Annotated in this window: 12 protein-coding genes and 2 pseudogenes; 2 read left to right on the top strand and 12 right to left on the bottom strand. The window is 69.4% G+C overall.

The genetic code is table 11. The features are described 5' to 3' along the window. Positions 1 to 48: 48 nt before the first annotated feature. Entirely contained in the window at positions 49 to 1263 is a 1215-nt protein-coding gene (gene glgC, locus ACWELJ_RS17165) for a glucose-1-phosphate adenylyltransferase (protein WP_452367103.1), read from the bottom strand. A 177-nt stretch (positions 1264 to 1440) separates the two neighbouring features. Between glgC and glgA the strand changes: the two genes are divergently transcribed. Further along, positions 1441 to 2610, top strand: coding sequence for a glycogen synthase (glgA, locus tag ACWELJ_RS17160; protein ID WP_452367118.1), 1170 nt, complete (start codon positions 1441 to 1443; stop codon positions 2608 to 2610). 43 nt (positions 2611 to 2653) lie between these two features. Here the strand turns inward: glgA and ACWELJ_RS17155 are convergent, their stop codons facing one another. Beyond that, positions 2654 to 3157: a GNAT family N-acetyltransferase gene (locus tag ACWELJ_RS17155; protein WP_452367102.1), complete on the bottom strand. Its 504-nt coding sequence runs from the start codon at positions 3155 to 3157 to the stop codon at positions 2654 to 2656. 69 nt (positions 3158 to 3226) lie between these two features. Between ACWELJ_RS17155 and ACWELJ_RS17150 the strand changes: the two genes are divergently transcribed. Then, entirely contained in the window at positions 3227 to 4132 is a 906-nt protein-coding gene (locus ACWELJ_RS17150; RefSeq protein WP_452367101.1) for a LysR family transcriptional regulator, read from the top strand. Between the two features lie 40 nt (positions 4133 to 4172). On the opposite strand, the pseudogene ACWELJ_RS17145 reads toward ACWELJ_RS17150, so the two are convergent. The 10 genes and pseudogenes from ACWELJ_RS17145 to ACWELJ_RS17100 all read right to left on the bottom strand — a co-directional run. Beyond that, positions 4173 to 4775, bottom strand: a pseudogene (locus ACWELJ_RS17145) (methyltransferase domain-containing protein); the annotation flags it as partial. A gap of 471 nt (positions 4776 to 5246) precedes the next feature. Further along, positions 5247 to 5441 (bottom strand): annotated as a pseudogene (locus ACWELJ_RS17140) (putative RNA methyltransferase); the annotation flags it as partial. Between the two features lie 69 nt (positions 5442 to 5510). Then, entirely contained in the window at positions 5511 to 5678 is a 168-nt protein-coding gene (locus ACWELJ_RS17135; protein ID WP_071343635.1) for a DUF3117 domain-containing protein, read from the bottom strand. Between the two features lie 165 nt (positions 5679 to 5843). Further along, a complete protein-coding gene (locus tag ACWELJ_RS17130; protein ID WP_452367100.1) occupies positions 5844 to 6416 on the bottom strand; it encodes a DNA-3-methyladenine glycosylase I in 573 nt (190 codons plus the stop codon). Beyond that, positions 6413 to 6790 (bottom strand): DivIVA domain-containing protein, encoded by a 378-nt coding sequence (locus ACWELJ_RS17125; protein WP_452367099.1) that lies wholly within the window; start codon positions 6788 to 6790, stop codon positions 6413 to 6415. Before ACWELJ_RS17125 ends, ACWELJ_RS17130 begins: the two co-directional genes overlap by 4 nt. Before the next feature lie 175 nt (positions 6791 to 6965). Then, the gene (locus ACWELJ_RS17120) at positions 6966 to 8102 is read right to left on the bottom strand and encodes an Mrp/NBP35 family ATP-binding protein (RefSeq protein ID WP_452367098.1); all 1137 of its coding nucleotides are present in this window, start codon (positions 8100 to 8102) and stop codon (positions 6966 to 6968) included. 53 nt (positions 8103 to 8155) lie between these two features. Beyond that, positions 8156 to 9019, bottom strand: a complete 864-nt coding sequence (locus ACWELJ_RS17115) for a lytic transglycosylase domain-containing protein (protein ID WP_452367097.1) — start codon at positions 9017 to 9019, stop codon at positions 8156 to 8158. Positions 9020 to 9195: 176 nt separating this feature from the next. Continuing rightward, positions 9196 to 10632, bottom strand: a complete 1437-nt coding sequence (locus ACWELJ_RS17110) for a lytic transglycosylase (RefSeq protein WP_452367096.1) — start codon at positions 10630 to 10632, stop codon at positions 9196 to 9198. Positions 10633 to 10788: 156 nt separating this feature from the next. Further along, the gene (locus ACWELJ_RS17105) at positions 10789 to 11376 is read right to left on the bottom strand and encodes a DUF1003 domain-containing protein (protein WP_452367095.1); all 588 of its coding nucleotides are present in this window, start codon (positions 11374 to 11376) and stop codon (positions 10789 to 10791) included. Beyond that, on the bottom strand, positions 11373 to 12698 hold the full coding sequence (locus ACWELJ_RS17100; protein WP_452367094.1) for a magnesium transporter MgtE N-terminal domain-containing protein: 1326 nt from the start codon (positions 12696 to 12698) through the stop codon (positions 11373 to 11375). The genes ACWELJ_RS17105 and ACWELJ_RS17100 overlap by 4 nt, the downstream gene beginning before the upstream one ends. Between the last annotated feature and the right edge of the window lie 44 nt (positions 12699 to 12742).

Below are 12742 nucleotides of genomic sequence, written 5' to 3'. Positions count from 1 at the left end.
TTTCGGGCCAAGAGCCGCCGACTGTCCACTCCTATTACCGTGTCGCGATCAGACCCAGATGCCCTTGCCCACGGTCACCACGCCGCCGTTGCTGACCGCGAAGCGTTCCCGGTCGCGCTCGAGGTCGACGCCGATGATCTCGCCCTCGGTCACGACCACGTTCTTGTCCAGGATCGCGTGCCGGACCACCGCGCCGCGGCCGATCCGGGTTCCCGGCATGAGGACGCTGCCCTCCACCGTCGCGCCGTCCTCGACGACCACATTGGAGAACAGCACCGAATTGCGGACGGTGGCCGCCGACAGGATGCTGCCCGCGCCCACGATCGACTCCTGCGCCAGCCCGCCGCGGCCGAACTTGGCGGGCGGGAGGTTCTCGGCCGCCCCGCGAATCGGCCAGTGCTTGTTGTAGAGGTCGAACACCGGGTCCACCGACACCAGATCCATGTGGGCGTCGTAGAAGGCGTCGATGGTGCCGACGTCACGCCAGTAGCCGCGGCTGCGGTCGGTCGCGCCCGGCACCACATTGGTGGAGAAGTCGTAGACCGCGGCCGCGCCGCCGCGCACCAGCGACGGGATGATGTCGCCGCCCATGTCGTGGTCGGAGTCATTGTCGTCGGCGTCGGCGCGGATGGCGTCCACCAGCACCTTGGTGGTGAACACGTAGTTGCCCATGGAGGCGAAGGTGACGTTCGGGTCGTCGGGGGTGCCCGGCGGATGCACCGGCTTCTCCAGAAAGCCGATGATGCGGCCGGATTCGTCGGAATCGATGCAGCCGAAGGCGCCGGCCGAACTGCGCGGCACCCGGATGCCCGCCACCGTCACGCCCGCCCCGGACTCGATGTGCGCCTGCACCATCTGCTCGGGATCCATCCGGTACACGTGGTCCGCGCCGAACACCACGATGTACTCGGGGTCCTCGTCGTAGATCAGGTTCAGCGACTGCATGATCGCGTCCGCCGAGCCGGTGTACCAGCGCGGCCCCAGCCGCTGCTGCGCCGGCACCGGAGTGATGTACTCCCCACCGAATCCGGACAGCCGCCAGGTCTGCGAGATGTGCCGGTCCAGCGAATGCGACTTGTACTGGGTGAGAACACAAATCCGCAGGTAGCCGGCATTCACCAGATTCGACAGCACGAAATCGATGAGCCGGTACGCCCCACCGAAGGGCACCGCCGGCTTGGCCCGGTCCTTGGTGAGTGGAAAAAGTCGCTTTCCCTCGCCACCGGCGAGCACGATCCCGAGTACGTGCGGCTGGCTCCTCACGCTGCTTATTCTGCCCTCCGCTTCGCTCCGGGCGGGTTCGCGGCCCCGAGGTCTCGATTCTTCCCTCCTTCCAGAATCGAGACGGCCGCGAACTCGTGAGCGGGCGTCGCGTTGGTGACCTGTAGGACGAGCGATTATTTTGGACCGGTGAGTTTCCGCTCCAACGGTGCTCGTGGACTGCGAGTGGCGATGATGACCCGCGAATACCCGCCCGAGGTGTACGGCGGGGCGGGGGTGCACGTCACCGAACTGGTGCCCAGGCTGCGGGAACTGTGCGATGTGACCGTGCACTGCATGGGGGTCGCGCGGACGGATGCCGTGGTGCATCAACCGGATCCGATGCTGTACACCGCCAATTCGGCGGTGCAGATGATGTCGGCGCAGCTGCGGATGGCGGATGCCGCGAGCTTCGCCGACGTGGTGCACTCGCACACCTGGTACACCGGGCTGGCCGGGCATCTGGCCGCGCAGCTGTACGGGATTCCGCATGTGCTGACCGCGCATTCGCTGGAACCGCGGCGGCCGTGGAAGGCCGAGCAGCTCGGCGGCGGGTACCGGCTCTCGTCGTGGTCGGAACACAATGCCATGACCTACGCCGACGCCGTGATCGCGGTGAGCGCGGGCATGCGGGCCGACGTCCTCGACGCCTATCCCGACATCGATCCCGGAAAAGTCCACGTGGTGCACAACGGCATCGACGCGCGGGTCTGGCATCCCGGCGGGCCCGCGCTCGGCTCCCGTGACGTGCTCACCGAACTCGGCGTGTCGCAGGACCGGCCGATCGCGGCCTTCGTCGGGCGCATCACCCGGCAGAAGGGCGTGCCGCATCTGCTGGCCGCCGCCCGCCACCTGGACCCCGACATCCAGCTGGTGCTGCTGGCCGGAGCCGCCGACACACCCGCCATGGAGGCGGAGGTGGCGACCGCGGTCCGGGCGCTGCGCGACGATCGCGACGGGGTGTTCTGGATCAAGGAGATGCTGCCGACCGAACTGGTCCGGCAGGTGCTCGCCGCCGCAACGGTTTTCGTGTGCCCCTCGGTGTACGAGCCGCTGGGCATCGTGAACCTGGAGGCCATGGCCTGCGGGACCGCGGTGGTCGCCTCCGACGTCGGCGGCATCCCGGAGGTGGTGGCCGAAGGGGAGACCGGCCGCCTGGTGCACTACGACGAGCACGCGCCCCACGACTACGAGCGCGCCCTGGCCCGGGCCGTGAACACCGTGGCCGCCGACCCCGTCACGGCCGCCGCCATGGGCGCCGCCGGGCGGTCCCGGGCCATCGACCACTTCGACTGGACGCAGATCGCGGCCCGTACCGCCCGCATCTACGACCAGGTCCGCAAGGGCTGAGCCGGATTCACCGGGGCCGGGTCAGAGATTCACCGGGGCCGGGTCAGAGCGGATAGCGCATGAACACGTCGGCGCGGTCGTACGGGCTGGGCGGCAATTCCGACGGCGGGACGTGGACGAAACCCATCGACTCGTAGAGGTGCACCGCGCTGGCCAGCCGGGCATTGCTGGCCAGGAAGAACTGCTTCGCACCGAGCTCGCGCGCCTGTGCGATGGCCGCCGTCAGCAGCACGCGGCCGATGCCCCGGCCCCGGACGCGCGGCGACACCGCCATCTTCGACAGTTCGAAGACGCCCGGATGCTCCTGGACCAGGGCCACGCAGCCGACGGCCGCACCGTCGAGGCGGGCGATGAGCACCGCGCCGCCGTCCGCCACGATGGCCTCCGCGTTGTCGAGGGTCGCCAGATCGGCGGCCTCGACCGAGAAGAAGGCCTCGATCCACTCCAGATTCAGGTCCTTGAAGGCGCGCGCGTCCTCGGGCCCGGCCATCGGCGCGACCACGATCGAATCGAGCTCGAGGGCTCCGGCTTCCGTCTGCTGAGTCACCAGAAAAGCATGTCGGACTTGGAACCATAACGTCCAATACTTGATAGCTGCGATCGATATCATCGGCTTATGAGCACCGGGGTGGAGCTGCGGCACCTGCGCTATTTCCTGGCCGTCGCCGACGAACTGCACTTCGGGCGCGCCGCCGTCCGCCTGCACATCGCCCAGCCCGCACTCACCCAGCAGATCCAGCGACTGGAAACGCTGCTCGGCACCCGGCTCTTCGACCGCACCTCCCGCACCGTCGCCCTCACCCCGGCCGGGATCGTGCTGCGCGACCGCGCCGCCGCCCTGCTCGGCCACGCCGAACGCGACCTCGCCGAGGTGGTCCGCATCGGCCAGGGCGGCCAGGGCACCCTGCACCTGGGCTTCGTCCCCTCGGTACTGCCGCTCGAACCCCTGCGCGGCGTCCGCGAATTCCGCGAACGCTTCCCGCTCGTCCACGTCGACCTGACCGAAGGCTTCACCAGCCACCTGATGGCCCGCCTCGCCACCGGCACCCTCGACATGGCCATCGTCCGCGACCCCGACGACCAGCCCGGCACGGTCACCACCCCACTCATCACCGAACCGTTCGTCGCGGTCCTCCCCGCCGACCACCCCGACGCCACCCGCACCACCCTGACCGGCGCCGAACTCGCCGGCCACCCCGTGGTCTTCTTCCCCCGCGCGGCCGGCGAACTCGCCTACGAGAAGAACCTCACCCCACTGCTGGAAACGGGCCGCCGCCCCCATATCGTCCAGGAGGCCACCAACTGGACGATCATCCTCTACCTGGTGGCGGCGGGCCTGGGCATCACCATCGCGCCGCGCAGCGCCACCTTCACCGCGCCCGACTCGGTGCGCATCATCCCGCTGACGGGCACCGACGCCGCCACCACCATCTATACGGCGACCCGCGCCGGCGACGACCGCCCCTTGGTGCACAACCTGCTCGCCCTGCTCCCGAACCGCCCGACCGCACCGCGCGAATAGCCCTGCGCCCCACGTGCTTCGGAGACCGGATCCGCCCGGCCTAGCGCTTTCGGTACACCGAGACCGTCACCGAAGCGGTCACCGCCACCGGATCGGGCAGTGCCGCAATCGCTTCGGCCCGCCCCGCGTCCCCGTGGAACGCCGACGGGCCCATCGCCACCACGTTCGCCACATCCGCATGGGTGAGCGACATCGGGTACTCGACCGGCTCCCGCCCCACCAACTCGAAGCGTTCCCCGAGCGATCCGGCCAGCCGATCCGCCTTGGCCGCGTCCACACTCACCATGTCGAGCGGTCCGACCAACTCCCGCAGATGCCGCGGCGTCGGCGTCACCACCACGAACCGCCCGTCCGCCGCCAGCACCCGCGCGACCTCGTCGGCATTGCGCGGCGCGAACACCGACACCACCGCACTCATCGCGCCGTTCGGCACCGGCAGCCCGCGCCACGCGTCCGCCAGCACCGCCCCGGCCCGCGCATGCGCCCGCGCCGCCCGCCGTGCCGCCGCCTTGGACACATCCAGCGCGATGCCGCGCGCCTCGTGCGTGCCGTCGAGTACCGCGGCCAGGTAGTAACCCGTCCCGGCCCCGATCTCGAGGACCCCCGGGCCGCGCCCGCCGGCGGCCGGGTCGTGGACACCATCGCCACCGAGAGGCGCGCGCGGGTGCGCCTCGCCGTCGAGCGGACGCGCGACCACGCCGATCGGATTCGGATCGGTGATCGGACCCGCGCCGGCCGCGAGTCGTTCGGAGCCGGTGGCGAGCATGGCGGTCACGCGCAGGGCCGAGGCCGCGAGCGCGGACGATCCGGGCGCGGTGATACCGGCTCGGTGCCGTCGTCCGCGCGGAGTCGCGTCTGCTTCGCCGGGATTGTGGTCTGGACCCGGTCGGTCCTCGGCCGGGAGGGCAGCCGTCGCCGACTCCGCTCCGAATACCGCAGTGTCGAAGCCGGTTTCGGGCGCTGTCGCGGGGCCGGGGGCGATGGCCGCGATCGCCGCGGCGAGGGCGGCGGCGATCGGGGCGAAATGGCCCGCGGATTGGAAGGCGGCGCGGGCGTCGAGCATGGCCGGGGTGTCGCCGGTCATCTTGGTGGACGCGCCGGTGAGGAGGCTGACATAGCCCTGCTTGGCCAAGTCGAAGCTGTGGCCGTGTGGGCAGCGCAGGGTCCGGTCGGGTCGGGCCGGGTCGGCGGGAGCCGTGAGCGGCCCCCCGCACTGCGGGCAGGCCAGCAGGTCGGCGCAGGCGAGGAGCCGTTCCGTGGGGGAAGGCTCGGCCGGGCCGACTGTGGAGGAATGTGCTGTGTTGTTCACCGTGGTACCGGTAAGCCCGGGGCCCAGCGGCCGACGATCGGCCTTACCGGCACGAGGTGAGTCGAGCGGTCAGGCAGTGACTTCGGTGAGCTCTTTGCCGAGCGCCGCGGCTTCCTCCGGCGTGAGCTCGACGACCAGACGCCCGCCACCCTCGAGTGGAACCCGCATCACGATTCCACGCCCTTCCTTGGTTGCCTCGAGGGGACCGTCCCCGGTGCGGGGCTTCATGGCCGCCATCCTCTGCTCCCTCCAGATCTGCGCGGTCTGCTGCGCACTTTCATGGAACTCCAGTTGTCACCAACCAGGCAGCCCGCCGGTATGTGGCGGGCTACACCTTGCCCATTCTTCCCTATCGCGGATCGGGGCGGGTACCTGAGTTCCAAAAACCGACCGACGTGGCGTTCAGCGTGTCCCCACATTCACCCAGCAATCGGCGATGTGATCGTCTACCATCCCTGTCGCTTGCATGAGTGCGTACGCCGTGGTGGGTCCGACGAATTTGAACCCGCGTCGCTTGAGTTCTTTTGCGAGAGCGGTGGATTCGGTGGTGACAGCGGGCACATCGGACATTTTCCGGGGCCGCTTCCGCGGGGCCGGGGCAAAGCTCCAGAGCAGGGTGTCGAGACTCTCACCGAGATCCCGCGCAACCCGCGCATTGTGGATGCTGGCCTCGATTTTGGCTCGATTGCGAACAATGCCCGGATCGGTCAGCAGGCGTTCCACATCGGCGTCCCCGAACCCCGCCACCCGCTCGATGGCGAACCCCGCGAATGCCGCCCGGAACGCGGGCCGCTTGCGCAGAATCGTGATCCACGCCAGCCCCGATTGGAAGGCCTCCAGGCATACCCGTTCGAACAGCGCGTCATCGCCGTGCAGCGGGCGACCCCACTCCTGATCGTGGTAATCCCGGTACAGCTGCGACCCCTCCGACCAACCGCACCGAATTCGGCCGTCCGATTCCATCGGCACGGTCATCGCGCGCTCTCGGGGCCGGGCTCGGCCGGCAGGACTTCTGGGATTTCCCGTTCGCTGTCCGGGCGTGGCGTCTCCTCCGGCGTGGCGGCCGGAGCCGTCGCCCGGGCGAGCTGCCCCTCGAGTTCGTCGATGCGGGCGGCGAGCCGGGTCAGCGCCCAGTCGACCTCGCCCGCCTTGTAGCCCCGGAACACCTGCTGGAAGCGCAGTGCCCGCACATCGGTCCCGCTGATGCCCGCCACGGGCAGCACGGTCACCGTGGTGCCCTCCGGCAGTGGCCCGAGCTCCTCGGACCGCCCGAAGATCGCACTGGCCACCAGGAACAGCAGGGCGGCGACCAGTCCGACGATCAGCACGTACAGCAGCATGGTGAGCATGCCCGGGAGTTTAGGCGGGCTCTCGTGACGTTACGAAACGTGACAACAGATTTCGTGACGGTCGGGGTAACTCCCCGGGTACGCCCAGAATCGGGTTGGCACTCGACCGCCGACCCGCATGCATGGGTATCAACGGCTCCTAGCCGGGCGCTGAAGTCCCGGAGAGGCGGGGGAGTTAGAGGTGGCGGGTGGTGTCGATGGACAGCGACATGCCCGCCAGGCCGCGACGGCGCACCGAGAGCTTCTCGGCGATGTCGAGCAACGCCTTGCCCGAAGCGCTCTCGGGAGCGCGCAGCACGATCGGGGTGCCCTCGTCGCCCGCCTCGCGCAGCTGCTGCTCGATCGGGATCTGGCCCAGCAGCGGCACATTCGCCCCGATGGTGCGGGTCAGGTTGTCGGCCACGGTCTGACCGCCGCCGGAGCCGTAGAGCTCCATGCGCGAGCCGTCCGGCAGATCCAGCCAGGACATGTTCTCGATGACGCCCGCGATCCGCTGCCGGGTCTGCAGGGCGATGCTGCCCGCGCGCTCGGCGACCTCGGCCGCGGCCAGCTGCGGGGTGGTCACCACCAGGATCTCGGCGTTGGGGATCAGCTGGGCCAGCGAGATGGCCACGTCGCCGGTGCCCGGCGGCAGGTCCAGCAGCAGGATGTCGAGGTCACCCCAGAAGACGTCGGCCAGGAACTGCTGCAGCGCCCGGTGCAGCATCGGGCCGCGCCACACCACGGGGGTGTTGCCCTGGGTGAACATGGAGATCGAGATGACCTTCACGTCATGCGCGATGGGCGGCAGGATCATCCGCTCGACCTGGGTGGGTCGCTGCTCGGTGCCCAGCATGCGCGGCACGCTGTGGCCGTAGATGTCGGCGTCCAGCACGCCCACCGAGAGGCCCTTCGCGGCCATGGCGGCGGCGAGATTCACGGTGACCGAGGACTTTCCGACGCCACCCTTACCGGAGGCGACCGCGTACACGCGGGTCAGGGATCCGGGCTGGGCGAACGGGATGACCGGCTCGGCGGCGTCACCGCGCAGCTTGCGGCGCAGTTCGGTGCGCTGCTCGTCGTTCATCACGTCCAGGTCGACGGTGATGGCGCCGACCCCGGGCACGTCGTTGACGGCCTTCGTGACCCGTTCCTGGATGGCGGTTTTCATCGGGCAGGCCGAGGTGGTCAGGTAGATCACGACCTTGACCGCGCCGTCCGCGCCGACATCGACGCTCTTCACCATGCCCAGCTCGGTGATCGGTTTCCGGATCTCCGGGTCGTTCACCTTCGCGAGCGCGCCCCGCACATCCGATTCCGTAACCACTGGCATGGGCCCAAGTCTAGGAGCGCCGGTTTCGGGCTCCGATGCGGGGCACACTCATGTCAGATACGGGGGAGGGCGGCGGCCGCGGGAGCGACGCCGGAGCCGTACGCGGTCTCCCACGCCATCACGTTGGCGACGTAGGCCATGGAGTTGTTGTAGCGCAGGATGGCCCGGGTCTGCTGGCCCGGGTCGCGCATGTCGAGGCCGCCGGAGCACAGGTACTTGCCCGCGGTGAGCGCGGCGTCGTAGATGTTCTGCGGATCGGCGATGCCGTCGCCGTTGCCGTCGGCCGCGTACTTGCGCCAGGTCTCGGGCAGGAACTGCATGGGCCCGACGGCGCGGCGGTAGCTGCCGGACAGGCCGTCCAGGTCGCCGCCCTCGGAGGTCTGGATGACGTTGTTGCCGTACAGGCTTCCGTCGAGGACCGGGCCGTAGATGGGCTGCAGCGGGTTGCCGTCCTCGTCGACCTTGCCGCCGAAGCCGTGCGTGGATTCCACCCGGCCGATGCCGGCCAGCATGTTCCACGGCATGTTGCAGGTCGGGTTCTCCACGGCCAGCACGCGTTCGGCGTTCTGGTAGGCGTCGTGGGCGATGCCGGGCATGCCGAGCGGTCCGGCGGCGCGGGCGGCGGGCACCCGGCCTTCGGGCAGGGCGACGGACTTGATCTCCGGCGGGCCCACGGGCGCAACCTGTTTGGCCTCGTGCAGCAGGGGTTCGGGGGCCGGAGCGGGCGGGGCCGCCTCCGGGGCGGGTAGCTGCTCGTCGTCACCGAACTGGTGCTGGACGGTTGCCGCGAGCTTGTCGGTGAGGTGGCCCTCACTCGCTCCGGTAACTGTGGCGAGCCCTGCGGGCACGAGTCCGGTCAATGCGATGACCGATCCACGACGAACTCTGGGGACCGGGGGTTTACGGTGACGACCCACTGTGTGGTGACCCTCCATTGCCATCGGTTGATACCGGGGAGATGCAACACAGGTCACGTTACCTCATCCGAGACCTTCTTGTTACATCTTCGTGATCAACCTTCAGGTTTTGAAAGAATCCCTAGTCAAACGCGAGTTCCGGAGCGGCGCGCCGAAACTCGCGAATCACACCTTCGTTACGGAACCGGCGCGGGCGCCGGGGCCGGGAGCGGGATCGTGATGCCGAACGGCAGCGTGATGCCGGGCGCCGGAGTGGTCGGATCGACGGCCTCCGGGGCGGCGGCCACGGGCGGCTGCGGCTGCGCTTCCGGCGTCTTGGACGGCGTCACCGTTTGCTGGTCCTGCGGTTGCTGAACACCCTGCTGCGGCTGGTCCTGCGGCTTGTTCTCGGCCTGCTGCACCGGCGCGGTGCAGGTGGTGATGATGGGCTGATCCTTCGGCAGCGGCTTGCCGTCGGGGCCCAGCTTCTGATCGGCGGGCTGGGCGTCGGCGGGCTTGGCCGGATCCTCGGCGGCCGGATCGGTGGCCGCGTCGGCGGGCTTCTGATCCGGCGCCGGGGCCGGAACCGCCACCTGCTCACAGGGATTGGCGGGCACGGCCGGAGTGGCCGGGCAGAAGATGCCGCACGGGATCGGCGGCAGGCCGGCGATGGTGATCATCACCTGGGTCGCGCCGGGGGTGGTGGTCACGACCGTCTGCTGGGTGCCCTCCGGCGCGGGTCCGGCCGGAATCGTGGTGGAGGCCACCGTGATGTCCGGGCCGTTGACCGGAACGTAGTTGTTGGGCACCAGATCCGGCGAGATGCTCACCTGCTGCGGCGCGCCGCCGGTCCGGTAGGCGTTGGCCCAGCTGAGCACATTGGCCGCGTAGGAGACCGAATTGTTGTAGCGCAGCACCGCCCGCAGCTGCTGCTGCGAGTCGGCCAGATCCAGGCCGCCCGAGCACAGGTACTTGCCGGCCGCCAGCGCGGCGTCGAAGACATTGTTGGGATCGGGTGTGCCGCTGCCCTTTCCGTTGGCCGCGTACACCGACCAGGTGCTGGGCAGGAACTGCATGGGCCCGACGGCGCGCACGTAATTGCCGTCGGCGGCCTTGATGATCTCGTTGCCGGGCAGTGTCCCGTCCAGCGCCGGACCGTAGATCGGGGTGACCGTGGTGCCCGCGGCGTCGGTGCGGCCGTTGTTGGCGTGGTTGGACTCGATGCGGCCGATGCCGGCCAGCAGATACCACGGCAGATGGCAGTTGGGATCCGAAGACTGCAGTGCCAGTTCGGCATTGCGGTAGGCGGCCAGCACGATCTCCGGGATGCCGAGCAGCCCGCCGCCGCCGGGCAGCGCGATGTCGCGCAGCGGGACGGTGCCGCCGAACAGCGGCGAGCCATCCGCGGGCGGGGTCATTGCGCTGAGTTTGCGGGGCGCCTCCGGAGCCGCCGGAACCAGTCCGACGAGCCGATCCGACGGCGTGTCGACGGGTGTGTTCAGGCTCGCGTTGGTCGCCGCGGACGCCGCGAGCAACGCGTCGGGCGCGGCCTGCGGGGCGACAGGATGGATCGTCGTATTGGTGGCGGAACCGGCGGTGACCAGGCCCGCTATCAACAGCGCAGACGCTGTCACCGGAGCAGAAATTCTCTTCGCCACCACACAATCCCCTCAGTCGTGCGGCCGGAGCCCCGTGGTGACACGTGTGCTGCGGCAGTGTCTGGGTCGGTCGCTCGGAACAACGTGATCCAGGTTACCCATGAGTCAGCTTGTTCGGTACAACTTCTGTGGTCAGTCGCCATCTTTCTGTGCCGAAATCGCGACCTCGGTAGCCTTTCGATCGGTACCCTTCTTTGCTTTCCGAGCCTGGACGATCTCCCCGTCGACGGCCAGTTTCTCCAATCTGACCAGGGTCTCCTTGATGTCGTCCAGTTCCCTGCGCACGTAGTCGCGCGTGGCGACCTCACCCACGGCGAGTCGCAGGGCGGCCAGCTCCCTGGCCAGGAACTCGGTATCGGCCTTCGTCTGAGCCGCTCGGGTCCGATCCTCCTCGAGCGAGACCCGGTCGCGGTTGTCCTGCCGGTTCTGCGCCAGCAGGATCAGCGGCGCGGCGTAGGCGGCCTGGGTGGAGAACGCGAGGTTCAGCAGGATGAACGGGTACGGGTCCCACTGCAGCCGCAGCGCGAACACGTTGAGCAGGATCCACACCGCCACGATGACGGTCTGGATCACCAGATAGCGGCCGGTGCCCAGGAATCGGGCGATCCGCTCACTGGTGACCGCGAGCGCCTCGGCGTCCCAGTCCAGGCCGCGGAACCGATTCTCGAGGGGTGTCTCCAGGCGTTGGCGCGCACTGGATTTGTCGAGCCTTTCGCTCATGCGCGGCCTCCCGTCCCTTCGATCACGGGCAACCCGTGCACATCGTGATTATCCTCGTCCTGCTCACGCCAGTCCTCGGGCAGCAGGTGGTCGAGCACGTCGTCGACGCTGACGGCGCCCAGGAGATGATTCTCCGCGTCCACGACCGGTCCGCACACCAGGTTGTAGGTGGCGAAATATCGGGTGACCGCGGTGAGCGGGGCATCGGGGCGCAGCTGCACCAGATCGGTGTCCACGATGCCGCCGACCAGGTTCGCGGGCGGTTCCCGCAGCAGTTGCTGGAAGTGCACACAGCCCAGGTACCGGCCGGTCGGGGTGGCGGTGGGCGGGCGCACCACGAAGGCCATGGAGGCCAGCGCCGGGGTGAGCTCGGGATCCCGGATCCGGGCCAGCGCCTCGGCGACGGTGGTGGAGGCGGTCAGCACCACCGCGTCCGGGGTCATCAGACCGCCCGCGGTGTACGGCGCGTGCTCGAGCAGGCGGCGGACCGGTTCGGAATCCTCCGGATCCATCAGCGCCAGCAGCGATTCCGCCTCGCCCGCGGGCAGCTCGCCCAGCAGGTCGGCCGCGTCGTCGGGGTCCATGGCCTCGAGCAGGTCGGCGGCGCGCTCCACGCCGAGCTGCTCGAGCAGTTCCACCTGGTCGTTCTCGGGCAGCTCCTGGACCACATCGGCGAGGCGTTCGTCGTCGAAGGCCGCGGACACCTCGATGCGGCGTTTGAGCGGCAGCTCGCGCAGCATGTGCGCGACGTCGGCGGGCCGCATGCCCTCGAACTGTCCCAGCAGCTGGGTGACGTCCTGACCGGGCATGTTCAGTTCGGTCTGGGTGAGCCCGCGCACCTGCGCCCAGTCGACCACGTGCACCGCGCCGCGGCGGCCGAAACCCACACCGAGGCGGCGGCGTTCGCGGACCGCGACCCGGGACACCACCCAGTCGCGGGTGCGCCCCTTGTCGATGCCGAGGTCGACCACCACCACGTCCACGCCCGCCAGATGCTCGAGCTCGGGGTCGGCGACCCGCACGGTGGAGTCCAGGATCTGCGCGATGGCCAGCAGTTCGCCCGGCCGCTGCTCGAAACGGCGCACACTGATGGTTCCCGTGGTGAGGGTGATCGCGCCGGGATCGATGGCCTGCACCCGCAGCATGGGCACGAAAATCCGCTTCCGGGTGGGCAATTCGACCAGAACGCCCAGTACCCGGGGCTGCTGCCGGTCGTACCGGATGGAGATCACGATGTCGCGGACGCGGCCGATAGACTCGCCGTCCGGTCCCAGTACAACCAAGCCCGCCAACCGGGCGGCGAAAACCTTCGTCGCTGCCATGTTTGATAAGGCTAGTGGGTCCAGCGCGTCCGAAACGCCGCGCC

Source organism: Nocardia sp. NPDC004582, assembly GCF_053602115.1.
The sequence above is the reverse complement of the archived record's forward strand: the minus strand, read 5'-3'. Positions and strand labels throughout refer to the sequence as shown.